This is a genomic window from Rathayibacter sp. VKM Ac-2835, from assembly GCF_013266705.1.
Lineage (GTDB): Bacteria > Actinomycetota > Actinomycetes > Actinomycetales > Microbacteriaceae > Rathayibacter.
The window spans coordinates 1,005,208-1,020,004 of the sequence record NZ_JABSNQ010000002.1 but is presented as its reverse complement, the minus strand read 5'-3'; the positions used below and the strand labels follow the sequence as shown (position 1 = coordinate 1,020,004).

The window sequence follows — 14,797 nt, the reverse complement described above, 5'->3', positions numbered from 1 at the left end:
GAGCGGTCGGGAAGGAGTCTACTGACCGCCCCGGAACGGGAGGAGTCCGCGAGGCGTCGCTAGACTCCCAGGGCCCTGACGGCAGCCGCGCCGCACGGCCGCCGATCCGCTCCCGCCCCACCGGAGGACCCCGTGACCAGCACCGCCGCCGCCCTCGTCGAGCGCCTCACCGAGGTCGTCCCCGACTTCCCGAAGCCCGGCATCCTCTTCCGCGACCTCACCCCGGTCTTCGGCGACGGCGAGGCGCTGCGCGCGGTCGCCGACGCGCTGATCGAGCCGTACCGCGGGCGGATCGACGCGATCGCCGGCGTCGAGGCGCGCGGCTTCCTCCTCGCCGCGGCCGCCGCCTACTCCGCGGGACTGGGCGTCGTGACGATCCGGAAGCCCGGGAAGCTGCCGCGGACCGTGCTGAGCGAGCAGGCGACGCTCGAGTACGGCAGCACCGTGCTCGAGGTGCACGAGGACGCGATGCCGAAGGGCTCGCGCCTGCTGCTCGTCGACGACGTGCTGGCCACCGGCGGCACCCTCGACGCGAGCTGCCGCCTCATCGAGCGCGCCGGCTGGTCCCTCGAGGGCATCGCCGTCGTGATGGAGCTCGACGGCCTCGGCGGCCGCGACCTCCTCGCCCCGCGCCGCGTCGACGCGATCGTCACGGTCTGACCCGTCCCCTCTCGCTTCCGCGAGATGCCACTTGTACGCGCGACACGCCGTGCAAGGCGTGCACAAGTGGCATCTCGCGGAAGGGAGCAGACGTGCGTCAGGACAGGGAGAGCGACATCCGGGACAGGACGAAGGTCTCGATGACCTGGACGACCATGTAGAGGATCAGCGAGACGCCGGTCACGATGACGACGGCGGACCAGATGTCGTCGAAGCGGGCCTGCGCGGTCCAGCCCGCGATGCCGCCGCCGATGCCGTCGCCGGTGGAGAGCCACTCGGCCAGCAGCGCGCCGGTGATCGCCCCGGGGACCGAGACGCGGACCGCCGCGAAGAGCGAGGGCAGCGCACCGGGGATGGCGACCTTGCGGATCGCGGTGAGCGTGGATCCGCCGTAGACCGAGACGACGTCGAGCATCTGCGGCGAGGCGTTGTTCAGGCCGAAGGCGATCGTGACCAGCGCCGGGAAGAGCACCACGATGCCGCCGACCACGGCGACCGAGGCGACCGTGCCCTGCCCGAAGACCAGGATGATCAGCGGCGTCATCGCGATCAGCGGGACCGAGCGCAGCAGCAGCGCGAACGGCATCAGCGCGTGCTCGATGCCCTTGGAGAGCCGGAACAGGATCGCGACCAGGATCGCGACGACGAGACCGGCCGCGAAGCCGATGAACGAGTCGACCATCGTGACGGCGAAGAGCGCGCCCAGCTCGGCGCGGTGCTCGGCCGCCGCCTCGTCGGTCACCAGGTGCGCCCAGACGTCCCACGGCCCCTTGATCACGTACGGCGAGACGCCGCTGAAGAGGATCACGCCGATCCAGATCACGAGGACGATCGCGATGGTCGACAGCGCGATCAGGAGGCTCTTGCGCAGGCTCTTCAGCGTGGCGCCGAGGGCGGCGCTGCGCAGCTGGCGGCGGAGCTCGTCGACCGCGATGATCTGCGTCGGGCTCGACTGCTCGGTGCGGTCGGGGATCGTGGAGGTCATGTCATGCCCGCTTTCCGGAGGACCACGGGGCGATGAGGCGCCCGATGAGGCCGACGAGGCCGTAGCCGATCAGGGCCACCGCCGCGCAGAGGAGGAAGAGCGCCCAGACGCGCGGCGAGTTCAGCGAGACCTGCGCCGCGACCAGGATCGGCCCGACCCCGGTCTCGATCTTGCCGAAGTACTCCCCCAGGATCGCGCCGAGGAAGGCCGCGGGGACCGCGATCTGCAGCGCCGAGAGGATGTTCGGCAGAGCGGCGATCGCGCGGACCTTGCGCAGCTGGGTGAACTTGGTGCCGCCGTAGACGGTCACGACGTCGAGCGACGCCTTGTCGGCCGCCTTGAGGCCGAGCAGGCTGCCGACGACGGTGGTGAAGAAGACCGAGAGCCCGGCGAGGAAGATCGCGGTGGCGCTCGGCTGCCCCGGCGCGTCGGAGCCGCCGAGGATGAGGAGCACGAGCGTCCCGATCGCCACGATCGGCACGCAGTAGGTGACGACCGCGAGCTGGGAGACGATCCCCTCCAGCCACGGCACGACCAGGACGAGCGCGGACAGCACCAGGGCGACCAGGTTGCCCCAGAAGTAGCCGACCGCGGCCTCGCCGATCGTCACCGAGAAGTTCGCCCAGTAGAAGGCGGGCCCGTCCTCGGCGATGGTCTGCGCGACCTGGATCGGCGTGGGGACCGGCGCATAGGTCGTGCCGCCGGTGGGGGCGGTGACCAGGGCGATCAGCCACCAGACGGCGACGATGCCGACGATGCCGATTAGCCCCGACGCCCAGGGCGGCAGGGAGCGCGAGCGGCGCTCGGTCGTCGGGACGGGAGCGGGGAGCAGCGTGGCCACGGTGCGCCTCAGTGGTCGTCGGCGGCCGCGCCGCCGTCGCCGAACAGCAGCTCGGACGCCTGGTCGACGTACGCGTGGAACTCGGGGGTGCGCTGCATCTCGGGGGTGCGCGGACGGGGCAGGTCGATCTCGATGATCTCCTTGACCCGGCCGGGCCGCGGGCTCATCACGGCGACCTGGTCGGAGAGGAAGATCGCCTCTGAGATGCCGTGGGTGACGAGGAGGGTCGTGGCAGGCTTCTCGGTCCAGATCCGCAGCAGCTCGAGGTTGAGCTTCTGCCTCGTCATGTCGTCGAGCGCGCCGAACGGCTCGTCGAGCAGCAGCACCTCGGGCTTGAGGATGAGGCAGCGGGCGATCGAGACGCGCTGGCGCATGCCGCCGGAGAGCTGCGCCGGCTTCGCCTTCTCGAAGCCGCGCAGGCCCACGAGGTCGATCAGCTCGTCGATGTAGGACTGGTCGACCGACTTGCCCGCGATCTCGAACGGGAGGCGGATGTTCGACATCACGCTGCGCCAGGGCAGGAGCGCGTGGTCCTGGAAGGCGATGCCGAGCTTGTTGTCGCGGCGCAGCTCCTTGGGCGTGCGGCCGTCCACCCGGATCGAGCCCGAGGTGGGCTCCTCCAGCCCCGCGAGAATGCGCAGGATGGTGGACTTGCCGCAGCCCGAGGGGCCGAGGAGCGCGAGGAAGCTGCCCTGGTCGGTGTGCAGATCGGTGTCCTGCAGCGCGGTGACGCTGCGAGAGCCCATCCGGAACGTCTTCGACAGGCCGTGGATCTGGATGCCGGTGCCGCCGGCACCCTGCTCGCGCAGAGTGCCGGCGTCGGTCGTGTCGGTCACGAGTGGTGCCCTCCGTGGTGCTGGTTCGATGACCGCGGTCAGGCGGCGTACTTGACGAGGTCGGGGTTCTCCTCGTAGACCTCGGCGAGGAGGCTCATGTCGAAGAGGTCGGCGGCGTCGACCTCGATGCCGGCGCCCGAGAGCGACGCGAGCGTCTCCTCCTGGAGGCTGTCCGAGATCGTGAAGAGGCCGTTCGAGGCGGTCTCGTCCGAGACGACGAGCTCCTCCGACTGGATGGTGGAGCCCTTCTTGGAGGACTCCTCGTCGAGGCCGAGGTCCTTGCCGTAGGTCTCGATCGCGAGCATCGCGCCGGCCTCCGGGTCGTTGACCGCGTCGGTCCAGCCCTTGATCTCGGCGACGAGGAACGCCTTGAGCGCCTCGCGCTTGTCCGCGATGGCCATGTCGGTGACGGTGAAGGTCTCGGCGACGAACGGGAGGCCGTTGTCGGCGAAGGGCAGGTTGACGACCTCGTAGCCCTCGGCGGCGACGGTGATCGCCTCGTTGGTCAGGTAGGCGATGAATCCGTCGACCGTGCCGTTGATCAGCACGGACGGGTCGTACTCGACCGGGACGACCGTGAGGTCGGACTCGGAGAGGCCGTTCGCCTTGAGCAGCGCCTGGAAGAGAGAGGTGTTCGACGCCTGGACGCCGATCTTCTTGCCGGCCAGGTCCGCGGGGGTGGCGATGTTGCCGGCGGTCGCGATCGAGAGGACCGTGAACGGGTTCTTCTGGTAGGTCGCGCCGATGATCTTGAGCGGCGCCTCCTGGGTCGCGACGACGGTGCCGACCGAGACGGCGTCGCTCAGCGCGACGTCGGCCGAGCCCGAGAGCAGCTCGGCGGTGCCGGTGGAGGGGCCCGCGGTCAGCGTGACGCCGGCGAGGCCGGCCTCGGTGTAGTAGCCCTTGGAGTCGGCGAAGAACTCGCCCGCGAACTCCTCGTTCTTGATCCAGGAGAGCTGGACCTTCAGGGTGCCGAGGTCGCCGCCGTCCTCGGCCGAGGCGCCGGAGGAGTCGGAGGCGCAGGAGGCGAGGACGGAGACTCCGCCGAGGGCGAGACCGGCGACGCCGGCCATGCGCAGGACGCTGCGGCGGTCGAAGGTCTGCGCGGTGCGGAAGGGCGACAGGGGCAAGGGGGACTCCTCGGGTAAGGCGGTGGAAGCTGCTGTGGTGCGCGGGTCGCGACGGGTGCCCTGCCGGGCGCGCCAAGCCGCGCCGATCGGGGTGCCTCGACGCTATCCTCGGGAGATTTCTCCGGTGTGTCCGCAGATTTCGCGGGTATTAAGGGTCTCACGGATCCGCCAACGATCCGACCGCTCCGCCCGTCCCTCCCGGCGGATCGACTGAGGCCCCTCTCAGCTCAGCCGAGCGGCTTGAACGCGAGATCCGCGGCCGTCACGGCATCGCGAGGCACGAGTGCGAAGCGCGTGAAGCCGGCGGCGGCGGCCCGGTCGAGCAGCGGTGTGAGGTTCTTGGCGCGGCGCTCGAGGCGCACGCGGGAGCCGGCGGCGATCAGCTCCTGCTTGAGGGCGAGCAGCAGCTCGGGGGCGGCGTCGCGCTCGTGCACGAGGACGACCGCGTCCGGCCGCTCGTCGAGCGGCACGTCGATCAGCTCGACGATCCGCTCGAAGCCGATCGAGAAGCCGCAGGCCGCCACCTCCTGGCCGAGGAACCGGCCGATCATGCCGTCGTAGCGCCCGCCGCCGCCGACCGACGAGCCGGAGGAGGGGTGTGCGATCTCGAAGATGGTGCCGGTGTAGTAGCCCATCCCGCGCACGAGCGTGGGGTCGAAGCGGAGCGAGACGCCGGTCGGCAGCGAGCGCAGCGACCGGGCGAGCGTCTCGAGGGCGAGCACCGCCTCCGGGTCGATTCCCTCGGGCAGCACGCCGAGAATCGCGGACTGCTCGAGCGCCACTCCCCCGGCGGCGACGGCCGCCTCGATACGGGCGAGGTAGCCGCCGAGCACGGCCGCGGCGTCCGGTCCGTCGGCCTCGAGCTCGGCGACGACTCCGCTCGCGCCGATCTTGTCGAGCTTGTCGATCGAGATGAGGGCCGGGCCGAAGCGCTCGGGCGCGAAGCCGCAGTGCTCGAGGATGCCGGTGAGGATCCGGCGGTCGTTGATGCGGATGGTGCACTCGCGCAGGCCCAGGGTGTCGAGGGCCGCGGCGGTGGCGGTGATCAGCTCGACCTCGGCGAGCTGCCCCGGCTCGCCGATGATGTCGATGTCGCACTGCACGAACTGGCGGTAGCGACCCTTCTGCGGGCGCTCGGCGCGCCAGACCGGGGCGATCTGGACCGAGCGGAAGACGGTCGGCAGCTCGGCGCGGTGGCTGGCGTAGAAGCGGGCGAGCGGGACGGTGAGGTCGAAGCGGAGGCCGAGGTCGGCGAGGCCCGAGGCGTCGTCGGCGGCGGCCGCCGCGGCGAGGTCGTCGTGCGAGAGGCCGCGGCGCAGCACGCTGAAGGCGAGCTTCTCGTTGTCGCCGCCGAGGCCCGAGTGCAGGCGCTCGAAGTCCTCGACGACCGGGGTCTCGATCTCGTCGAAGCCGTGCGCCGCGTAGACCCGGCGGATCACTCCGAGCGCGTGCTCGCGCTTCGCCTTGTCGGCCGGGAGGAAGTCGCGCATGCCGCGGGGCGGGGTGATCGCAGAAGCCATGCGGCGATTCTCCCAGACCGTCGACCGGTGTTCTCCGGCCCTCCGCGCCGCCGTCGTCCGGCCGGTCGGGGGTGTCGGCTAGGCTCGCCGCGCTCGCGCGGTCAGGGGGATCGCCGCGACTCGACGAGGGGGACTCGATGGAGACGCACGCTGATGCCGGCATCGTCGCGGAGGGGGTGTCGCGGGCGTTCGGGTCCGTGCACGCCGTGCGCGACGCCAGCTTCGAGGCCCGGCCTGGTGAGGTCACCGCGCTGATCGGGCCCAACGGCGCGGGCAAGACGACGCTGATGCTGCTGCTCGCGACGCTGCTGCGCCCCGACGCCGGCCGGCTGCGGGTGGCCGGGCACGACCCGGTCGAGGAGTCGGCCGCCGTGCGCGCCGCGCTCGGCTGGATGCCCGACGTGCTCGGCTCCTGGGCGAGCCTGACCTGCCGGGAGACCCTCCGGACGACGGGGCAGCTGTACGGGCTGCCACGCCCGGATGCCGAGGCCCGGGCGGACGAGCTGCTCGGGCTCGTGGATCTGGTCGAGTTCGGCGACCGGCCGACCCGGGTGCTCTCGCGCGGCCAGAAGCAGCGGCTGAGCCTCGCCCGAGCGCTCGTGCACGACCCGTCGGTGCTGGTGCTCGACGAGCCAGCCTCGGGGCTCGATCCCGGCGCGCGGATCGCGCTGCGCGACCTCGTGCTGCGGCTCGCCGGCGAGGGGCGCACGGTGCTGGTCTCGAGTCACGTGCTCTCCGAGCTCGACGAGATGGCGACCGCGGCGGTCTACCTCGACGGCGGGGTGACGGCCTCGCAGGAGGCGGTCGCGCGCGCGTCGCGGGCACTGCGGGCCTGGCGGATCGACGCGGTGCGGCCGCGCGGGGCGGAGCTCGCCGAGGTCGTCGAGCGGCTGACGGGCGTGCCGGTCCGAGTGGAGCGCGACGCGGCCCTCGTGCCGGTCGTCAACGATGCGGCGGCGGCCGAGCTGCTCGCGCGGCTGGTGTCGGCCGGGGTCGCGGTCAGCCGCTTCGCGCCGGCGGTGGGTGAGCTGGAGCACACCTTCTCGGATCTGACCCGCTCGGCCGGGGAGCCGGGGAGTGCCGCGCGGCCGGGGAGTGCCGCGCAACCGCGCACCGAGAACGAGGAGGACGCCCGATGAGCGCCGAGACCACCGCCCGGCCGCTGCCCTTCCTGCAGGGCGTCGGCATCGTCCTCCGGCTCGAGCTCGCGCAGCGGGTGCGCGGGACCTCGTCCTTCGTCCTGCTCGGGCTGTTCTTCCTGCTGGTCGGCGCGGTCACCGGGCTGCTGGTGGTCGCGACCGGCGTCTTCTCGGGCAGCGGCGCCGTCGTGGGCGGCTTCCTCTACTCGACCCTCGTCTACTTCGTGCTGCTGCTGGGCAGCCTGGTGACGCCCGCGCTCTCCGGCACGGCCGTGAACGGCGACCGCGACGCGGGGACCCTCGCGACGACGCAGGTCACCCTCGTGACCACGGCGCAGCTCGTGCTCGGCAAGTTCGTCTCGGCCTGGCTGGTCGCGCTGGCGTTCCTCGCGAGCACGGTCCCGTTCCTGCTCGTCGCCGTCGGGGTCGGCGGGGTGTCGCTCGCCTCCGCGTCGGTCTCGGTGCTCGTGCTCGCGGTGCAGCTGGGCGTCGTCGCGGCGATCGGAGTGGGTCTCAGCGGGATCCTCGACCGGCCGCTGATGTCGGTCGTCACCACCTACCTGGTGGTCGCGGCGATGAGCGTCGGGTCGCTGATCGCGTTCGGGCTGCTGACGGCGGTCACGACCACGGAGCAGCAGACCGTCTTCGTCGACGACGACGAGGGTATCTGCGGACCGGACTACGAGACGCAGGTGGCGCGGGCCGACTACTACTGGGGGCTGCTCGCGCTGAACCCGTTCGTCGTGCTGGCCGACGCCGTCCCGCCGCAGCTCGACGAGTACGGCTCGCCGGAGGACCTGTTCACCGGGCTCTCGCTGCTGGTGCGGCAGGCGCAGATCGCGCCGGAGCCGGTCGTCGAGCTCTCCTGCTCCGGCTACACCGGCTCGACGCGGCCGAACACTGCGGAGGAGGTCTTCGACGCGACCGTCCCGTCCTGGTTCGTCGGTCTGACGCTGCAGCTGGTGCTCGCGGTCGGGCTGCTGCTCGGCGCGATCCGCCGGACGGCGACGCCGTCGGCGCGCCTGCCCCGCGGGCGCCGGGTCGCCTGACGGTCGGCCTTCCTGCTGATCGAGCAGCCCGCGCCTCATGCTGATCGAGTAGCCCGCGGAGCGGGCGTATCGAGATCCCCGTGATCAGCACTCGAGGCGACAGTCACCCCTCCCGGCGCTCCAACTCCACCGCGCGGATCTCGTCCTGCAGGTCGCGCGTCGCCGTGCGCAGCGCGCGCTCGGCGTCGAGCCCCTGCGCCCGCGCCGACGCGACGATCGCGAGCAGCAGCGGGCCGAGGTCCTCCTCCGACTCGATCGGCAGCGGCCCCTCCCCCGCGTCGACGATGCCGAGCGTGGTGGCCTTGCCGATCACCTTGTCGGCCAGCGCGAGAGCGGGCATGCCCTGCGGGATCCCGTCCAGGACGCTCGTGCGGTGCGGCTTCTCGGTCTTCTTCAGCTCGTCCCAGACGGCGATGACGTCGTCGGCCGTCTCCGCGGTCGCATCGCCGAAGACGTGCGGGTGGCGCCCGATCATCTTGGCGTTCATGTGCGCCGCGACGTCCTCGATGGTGAACGGCTCCGGTCCGTCGGCGGCGAGGTCGGAGTGGAACAGCACCTGGTAGAGCACGTCGCCGAGCTCCTCGATCAGGTCGGCCCGGTCGCCGGCCTCGATCGCGTCGACCAGCTCGTGCGACTCCTCGATCAGGTAGCGCACGAGCGACTCGTGAGTCTGCTCGGCGTCCCACGGGCAGCCGCCCGGGGCGCGGAGGACGTGGACGGTGCGGATGAGCTCGTCGAGCCGGGGATGCGCGGTCACCCGGCCATCCTCGCATCCGCTCTCGTGCCCTGATCCGTGGATACCGGTCGCGCGGCCGCCGTCGCGGGCCGCACATCCGCTGGTCATCGGCGCGTAACACGCGCCGACTACGGTGACCGCGGGGCGCGACCGCGGCCCGGAACAGGAACGCCACCGTGACCCTCACGCCTCCCGCCACCGGCACCGCCCTCGATCGCGGCGCCCCGCCGAGCGCCGAGCTGCACATCCACATCGAGGGCACGATCGAGCCCGAGCACATCGTCGAGATGGCGCGCCGCAACGGCATCGCGCTGCCGACCGAGGATCTGGACGCCCTGCGGGCGCGCTACGCCTTCCAGGACCTCGCGTCCTTCCTGGAGCTGCACTACTCGAACCTCACGGTCCTGAAGACGGAGCGCGACTTCTTCGAGCTGGCCACCGGCTACCTCGACCGCGCGAAGCTCGCCAAGGTCCGCCGCGCCGAGATCTTCTTCGATCCGCAGACGCACCTCGGCAACGGCGTGCCGCTCGACGTCGTGATGGCCGGGCTCACCCGCGCGCTCGGGCGGAGCGAGGAGACGCACGGCATCTCGACCGACCTGATCATGTGCTTCCTGCGCGACCTCGGCGCCGACGCGGCGGACGAGATGCTGACCGCGATCCTCCCCTACCGCGAGCACATCATCGGCGTGGGGCTCGACTCGAACGAGGTCGGCTTCGGGCCGGAGCTCTTCATCGACGTCTACGCGCGGGCCGCGGCGGAGGGCCTGCACCTCGTCGCGCACGCGGGCGAGGAGGGCGGCCCGGAGACGGTCGCCGAGACCCTCGAGCTGCTGAAGGTGGAGCGGATCGATCACGGCATCCGGGCGATGGAGGACCCGGCGGTCGTGGCGATGCTCCGTGTGCAGGGCGTGCCGATCACGGTCTGCCCGCTGTCGAACGTGGCGCTGCGCGCCGTCGACACGATGAAGGACCACCCGCTGCCGGCGATGCTCGACGCGGGACTGATCGTCACGGTGTCCAGCGACGACCCGCCGTACTTCGGCGGCTACGTCGACGCGAACTACCGCGCGCTGGTCGAGGAGCTCGGGATGGACGACGCGCAGCTCGAGCGCCTCGCGCTCAACTCCTTCGACGCCGCCTTCATCTCCGCCGAGGACCGCACCCGCTGGCAGGCCGAGGTCCGCGCCCACTTCGCGTCCTGACCCCCTCCGCGAGATGCCACTTGTGCACGCGACACGCCGTGAAAGGCGTGCGCAAGTGGCATCTCGCGGGGAGGGCTAGCCCTCGGGGTGCGGGGCTAGCCCTCGGGGTGCGGGGCGAGGTCGGGGGTCGCGCGATCGAGGTCGGCGGCCTCCTCCTCGGGGCGGGGGGCGATCGTCTCGTCCTCCTCGAGCTCGGGGATGCTCGGCTCGTCGGGAGCGGGGATGCGCGGCGGGACGGAGTGCTCGTCGGAGGCGGTCATGATCGGTCCTTCGTTCTAGGTCGGAACCGGCGCGCGGGCGGCGCGGCGGCGGTCAGCTCGCGACGGCGGCGGGCTCGGGGAAGAGCGCGTCGAGCAGGTTCGCCACCCAGTCGATCAGCGCGCGGTCGCCGAGGGGGACGCCGTCGTGCACCGGCATCGGCACCACCACGGCGTTCGCCTGCTGCAGGTACTTCGCGGTCGGGTACATCCGGCGCAGGCGCACCTGGATCGAATCGGCGAGGTGCGCCGGGGCGACGCGGACGTTCGAGCCCATCGCGACCACGTCGCTGAGGCCGGCGCGCTGGGCGCGCATCCGCAACCGCGAGACCAGGACGAGGTTCTCGACCGCCTCGGGCAGGTCGCCGTAGCGGTCGGTCAGCTCCTCGACCACGAGGTCGACACTGCCCTCCTTCGCCGTCGGCGAGGTCGCCGCGGACAGCTTCTGGTACGCCTCCAGGCGCAGCCGCTCGCTGTCGACGTACTCCTCCGGGATCCGCGCGTCGACCGGAAGCTCGAGCCGCAGCTCGGTCTGCCCTTCGGCGACCTCGCCGCGGAAGCCGTCGACGGCCTCGCCGATCATCCGCAGGTAGAGGTCGAAGCCGACGCCCTGGATGTGGCCCGACTGCTCGCCGCCGAGCAGATTGCCCGCGCCGCGGATCTCCAGGTCCTTCAGCGCGATCTGCATGCCGCCGCCGAGGTCGGAGTTCGCGGCGAGGGTCTGCAGGCGGTCGTGCGCGGTCTCCGACAGCGGCTTCATCTCGTCGTAGAGGAGGTAGGCGTAGGCGCGCTCGCGGCCGCGACCCACGCGGCCGCGCAGCTGGTGCAGCTGCGAGAGGCCGTACTTGTCGGCCCGGTCGACGATCAGGGTGTTCGCGTTCGGGATGTCCAGGCCGGTCTCGACGATGGTCGTCGAGACGAGCACGTCGAACTTGCGCTCCCAGAAGTCGACGATGATCCGCTCGAGCTGCGACTCGCTGAGCTTGCCGTGCGCGACGGCGATGCGCGCCTCCGGCACCAGCTCGGCGAGCTGCGCGGCGACGCGGTTGATCGTCGAGACGCGGTTGTGCACGAAGAACACCTGGCCCTCGCGCAGCAGCTCGCGCCGGATCGCGGCCGAGACCTGCTTCTCGGAGTACGGGCCGACGAAGGTGAGGATCGGGTGGCGCTCCTCCGGCGGCGTCGCGAGCGTCGACATCTCGCGGATGCCGGTGACCGCCATCTCGAGCGTGCGCGGGATCGGCGTGGCGCTCATCGAGAGGATGTCGACGTTCTTCTTCAGCGCCTTCAGCTTCTCCTTGTGCTCGACGCCGAAGCGCTGCTCCTCGTCGATCACGAGGAGGCCCAGATCCTTGAAGACGATGTTGTCGCTGAGGAGGCGGTGGGTCGCGATGACCATGTCGACGGTGCCGTCGGCGAGGCCCTCGATCGTCTCCTTCGACTCCTTCGCGCTCTGGAAGCGGCTGAGGGCGCGCAGGTGCACCGGGAAGCCCGCGAAGCGCTCCTGGAAGGTCTCGAGGTGCTGGCGCACGAGCAGCGTGGTCGGCACGAGCATCGCGACCTGCTTGCCGTCCTGGATCGCCTTGAACGCGGCGCGCACGGCGACCTCGGTCTTGCCGAAGCCGACGTCGCCGGAGAGCAGGCGGTCCATCGGGATCGGCCGCTCCATGTCGGCCTTGACCTCGTCGATCACGGTCAGCTGGTCGGGCGTCTCCGCGAACGGGAACGCCTCCTCCAGCTCGCGCTGCCAAGGGGTGTCCGGCGGGAACGAGTGCCCGCGGGAGGCCATCCGCGCGGAGTAGAGCTTGACCAGCTCGACCGCGATGTCGCGGACCGCGCGGCGCGCCTTGCTCTTGGCCTGCGCCCAGTCGCTGCCGCCCATCTTGCTCAGCGCGGGCGCCTCGCCGCCGACGTAGCGGGAGAGGAGGTCGAGCTGGTCCGTCGGGACGAGCAGCTTGTCGCCCGGGAAGCCGCGCTTGCTGGGCGCGTACTCGAGCACGAGATACTCGCGCCGGGTCTTCACCGCGTTGCGCCCGCCGCTGGAGACCTCGCGCTGCGAGAGCTCCACGAAGCGGCCGATGCCGTGGGTGGCGTGCACGACGAAGTCGCCGGGGCTGAGCTGCAGCGGGTCGACGACGTTCTTGCGGCGCGAGGCGAGCTTCTTCACGGCGCGGGAGTCGTAGCCGACGGTGCGGCCGTAGAACTCGGTGTCGGTGAGCAGTGCGACCTTCGCCCCGTCGACCTCGAAGCCGTGGTCGACGTTGGCCTGGAGCACGTAGGCGAGACCGGGCTCGAGCTCGGCGGGCAGGTCGGGGACGATGCGCGCGGCGACCTCGTGCTCGGCCAGCACCTGGTCGGTGCGCTCGACGGTGCCGGTGCCGGGGGCGGTCAGGACGACGCTCCAGCCGTCTGCCAGGCGGGCGCGCACGTGCGCGAGGGCGCCCTCGACCGCACCGCCGAAGCCGGGCACGGGCTCGCCGTCGACGCGGACGGCGAGGATCTCGTCGATCCCGAGGTCCTCCGGCAGCACCTCGGCCTCGCCGGCGGCGGGACCCTGGCGGAAGGTGCTCATGGTCCACCACGGGTGGTCGGGCGTCTCGGCGCCCGGGGTGCTGAACTTCACGGCGTCGCGGAGGGCACCGAGCGAGATGAACTCGCCGGAGGCCAGATCGATCGGGGCCTCGGCGCCGGCGGTCGCGGCGCTCCACGCCGCCTGCAGGAACTCGCGGTTCGTCTCCGCGAGGCTGATCGCGCGGGTCGCGACCCGCTCCGGAGCGAGCACGGCGACCGCGGCGCCGGCCGGGAGATAGTGCGAGATCGGGACGAGGCGCTCCAGCAGCGCGGGGGCGAGCGACTCCATCCCCTCGACCGGGATGCCCTCGGCGATCTTCGCGAGCATGGCGGAGAGGCTCGGGAACTCGTGCAGCATCTCCCGCGCGCGCTGACGGACGGCCGGCACGAGCAGAAGCTCGCGGCTCGGCGGCAGCACGACGGAGTCGGCCTCCCCCGGCAGCGAGCGCTGATCGGCGACGGAGAACCCGCGGATCGAGTCGACCTCGTCACCGAAGAAGTCGATGCGGCTGGGGTGCTCGGCCACGGCCGGGAAGACGTCGAGGATGCCGCCGCGGACCGCGAACTCGCCGCGCCGGGTGACCATGTCGACCCGCGAGTAGGCGAGGTCGACCAGCTCGGCCGAGATGCGGCCGAGGTCGTAGCCGCGGCCGCCCTTGACCAGGCGGATCGGCGCGATGTCGGCGAGGTTGTCGGCGACCGGCTGCAGCGCGGCGCGCACCGAGGCGACGACGACGAGCGGCTTCTCGCCGGTCCAGGTCTTCATCCGGCGCAGAGCGTCGAGGCGGCGGCCGACGATCTCGGCGCTCGGGCTGAGGCGCTCGTGCGGCAGCGTCTCCCACGCCGGGAACTCGACGACCTCGGCGTCCGGCAGCACGCAGCTGAGCGACGCGCGGACGTTCTCGGAGTCGCGACCGGTCGCGGTGACGACGAGCGCGGCCTGCGGACGGTCGGCCTCGGCGCGGCGCTCCAGGAGACCCGCCAGCAGGGGGACGCGGAGGCCGTCGGCCACGGAGAAATCGGCGTCGCGGATCGCGAACGCGAGAGCGTCGTCGAACGTGGAGGCGCGCGAGAGCGCCGAGATGATCCGGTTGAGAGGCACCGGAGGAGTTTACTGCCGACCTCCGATACCGGCCTCGGCCGGTGTCGGACGTCGGTCCACGCCGGTCCCTGCCCGGCGCGGCGCGGTTGGGTCGGGCGCGGGGTGCGTTCCGCAGAGCGTCCTGCGATCGGCTCTTCGAAATCGCTTGGCACGCGATTTCGAAATCGCCTTCGGGGCGGTCGGCTGGTCTGCCGGGTGCTGAATCTTGATCCGTCAGGAGTGGTCGGCTGGGAGTAGCTGAGGCGACCGATCTTGACGGATTGGGTCCGCGTTCGGGACAGGGGCGAGGTCGAGTCGTCAGGAGTGGTCGCTCGGGAGTGGCTGGAGCAGCCGGTTGCGACGGGGCGGCGCACGGCAGCGCGGGCGCGGCCGCCGCGCTGGGGACGGTGGGTCTCGATGCGCCCCTCCGGGGCTACTCGACCAGCATGGAGGGGGACATCGCCCTCTGCCGGGCGCCCACTGCATGCTGATCGAGTAGGGCGCGCAACGGCCGTATCGAGATCCATCGCGCTGAGGACGGCGGGTCTCGATACGCCCCTGCGGGGCTACTCGACCAGCATGAGGGACGGGGGACATCGCCGGCTGCCGGGCGTCCACTGCATGCTGATCGATTAGCCCGCGGAGCGGGCGTATCGAGATCCACCACCGTCAGAACGCGAGTCTGCAGACCCGACCTGCTGGTGGTGGTGGGTCTCGATACGCCCCTCCGGGGCTGCTCGACCAGCATGAGCCGCCCAGCGGGCCCGTATCGGGATTCGCGCAGGGC

General features: G+C 71.8%; 12 protein-coding genes. 4 read left to right on the top strand and 8 right to left on the bottom strand.

Features of this window, described 5'->3' with window-relative positions; genetic code table 11:
* Positions 1–132: 132 nt before the first annotated feature.
* Positions 133–660, top strand: coding sequence for an adenine phosphoribosyltransferase (locus tag HRK28_RS12480; RefSeq protein ID WP_173251773.1), 528 nt, complete (start codon positions 133–135; stop codon positions 658–660).
* 97 nt (positions 661–757) lie between these two features.
* Here the strand turns inward: HRK28_RS12480 and HRK28_RS12475 are convergent, their stop codons facing one another.
* The 5 genes from HRK28_RS12475 to hisS form a co-directional block, all read right to left on the bottom strand.
* Positions 758–1,645 (bottom strand): ABC transporter permease, encoded by an 888-nt coding sequence (locus HRK28_RS12475; protein WP_208543675.1) that lies wholly within the window; start codon positions 1,643–1,645, stop codon positions 758–760.
* Between the two features lies 1 nt (position 1,646).
* Positions 1,647–2,486: an ABC transporter permease gene (locus HRK28_RS12470; RefSeq protein ID WP_244231651.1), complete on the bottom strand. Its 840-nt coding sequence runs from the start codon at positions 2,484–2,486 to the stop codon at positions 1,647–1,649.
* 8 nt (positions 2,487–2,494) lie between these two features.
* The gene (locus tag HRK28_RS12465; protein ID WP_123705595.1) at positions 2,495–3,232 is read right to left on the bottom strand and encodes an ABC transporter ATP-binding protein; all 738 of its coding nucleotides are present in this window, start codon (positions 3,230–3,232) and stop codon (positions 2,495–2,497) included.
* A 128-nt stretch (positions 3,233–3,360) separates the two neighbouring features.
* Positions 3,361–4,452, bottom strand: a complete 1,092-nt coding sequence (locus HRK28_RS12460; RefSeq protein WP_244231652.1) for an ABC transporter substrate-binding protein — start codon at positions 4,450–4,452, stop codon at positions 3,361–3,363.
* A 227-nt stretch (positions 4,453–4,679) separates the two neighbouring features.
* Entirely contained in the window at positions 4,680–5,972 is a 1,293-nt protein-coding gene (gene hisS / locus HRK28_RS12455; RefSeq protein ID WP_173251771.1) for a histidine--tRNA ligase, read from the bottom strand.
* Between the two features lie 137 nt (positions 5,973–6,109).
* Here hisS and HRK28_RS12450 point away from each other — a divergent pair, with 137 nt between their 5' ends.
* The gene (locus HRK28_RS12450; protein WP_160090435.1) at positions 6,110–7,111 is read left to right on the top strand and encodes an ABC transporter ATP-binding protein; all 1,002 of its coding nucleotides are present in this window, start codon (positions 6,110–6,112) and stop codon (positions 7,109–7,111) included.
* The gene (locus HRK28_RS12445) at positions 7,108–8,160 is read left to right on the top strand and encodes an ABC transporter permease (RefSeq protein WP_173251769.1); all 1,053 of its coding nucleotides are present in this window, start codon (positions 7,108–7,110) and stop codon (positions 8,158–8,160) included. Before HRK28_RS12450 ends, HRK28_RS12445 begins: the two co-directional genes overlap by 4 nt.
* A gap of 103 nt (positions 8,161–8,263) precedes the next feature.
* Here the strand turns inward: HRK28_RS12445 and HRK28_RS12440 are convergent, their stop codons facing one another.
* Complete coding sequence (locus tag HRK28_RS12440; RefSeq protein ID WP_123733558.1) at positions 8,264–8,917, bottom strand: MazG family protein; 654 nt, start codon at positions 8,915–8,917, stop codon at positions 8,264–8,266.
* A gap of 155 nt (positions 8,918–9,072) precedes the next feature.
* On the opposite strand from HRK28_RS12440, the gene HRK28_RS12435 reads away from it, so the two are divergent.
* Positions 9,073–10,101: an adenosine deaminase gene (locus HRK28_RS12435; protein WP_173251766.1), complete on the top strand. Its 1,029-nt coding sequence runs from the start codon at positions 9,073–9,075 to the stop codon at positions 10,099–10,101.
* Between the two features lie 95 nt (positions 10,102–10,196).
* Here the strand turns inward: HRK28_RS12435 and HRK28_RS12430 are convergent, their stop codons facing one another.
* Positions 10,197–10,361 carry a hypothetical protein gene (locus HRK28_RS12430; protein ID WP_160090439.1) on the bottom strand — a complete coding sequence of 55 codons (165 nt, stop codon included), beginning with the start codon at positions 10,359–10,361 and terminating at the stop codon, positions 10,197–10,199.
* A gap of 52 nt (positions 10,362–10,413) precedes the next feature.
* Positions 10,414–14,031: a transcription-repair coupling factor gene (gene mfd / locus HRK28_RS12425; protein ID WP_173251764.1), complete on the bottom strand. Its 3,618-nt coding sequence runs from the start codon at positions 14,029–14,031 to the stop codon at positions 10,414–10,416.
* Positions 14,032–14,797: the final 766 nt, after the last annotated feature.

What these genes read in the sequence shown, in the direction of transcription:
- HRK28_RS12450 (WP_160090435.1), top strand. Translation starts at nt 6,110, where the DNA reads ATGGAGACGCACGCTGATGCCGGCATCGTCGCGGAGGGGGTGTCGCGG.
- hisS (WP_173251771.1), bottom strand. Translation starts at nt 5,972, where the DNA reads ATGGCTTCTGCGATCACCCCGCCCCGCGGCATGCGCGACTTCCTCCCG.
- HRK28_RS12445 (WP_173251769.1), top strand. Translation starts at nt 7,108, where the DNA reads ATGAGCGCCGAGACCACCGCCCGGCCGCTGCCCTTCCTGCAGGGCGTC.
- HRK28_RS12430 (WP_160090439.1), bottom strand. Translation starts at nt 10,361, where the DNA reads ATGACCGCCTCCGACGAGCACTCCGTCCCGCCGCGCATCCCCGCTCCC.
- HRK28_RS12465 (WP_123705595.1), bottom strand. Translation starts at nt 3,232, where the DNA reads ATGGGCTCTCGCAGCGTCACCGCGCTGCAGGACACCGATCTGCACACC.
- HRK28_RS12475 (WP_208543675.1), bottom strand. Translation starts at nt 1,645, where the DNA reads ATGACCTCCACGATCCCCGACCGCACCGAGCAGTCGAGCCCGACGCAG.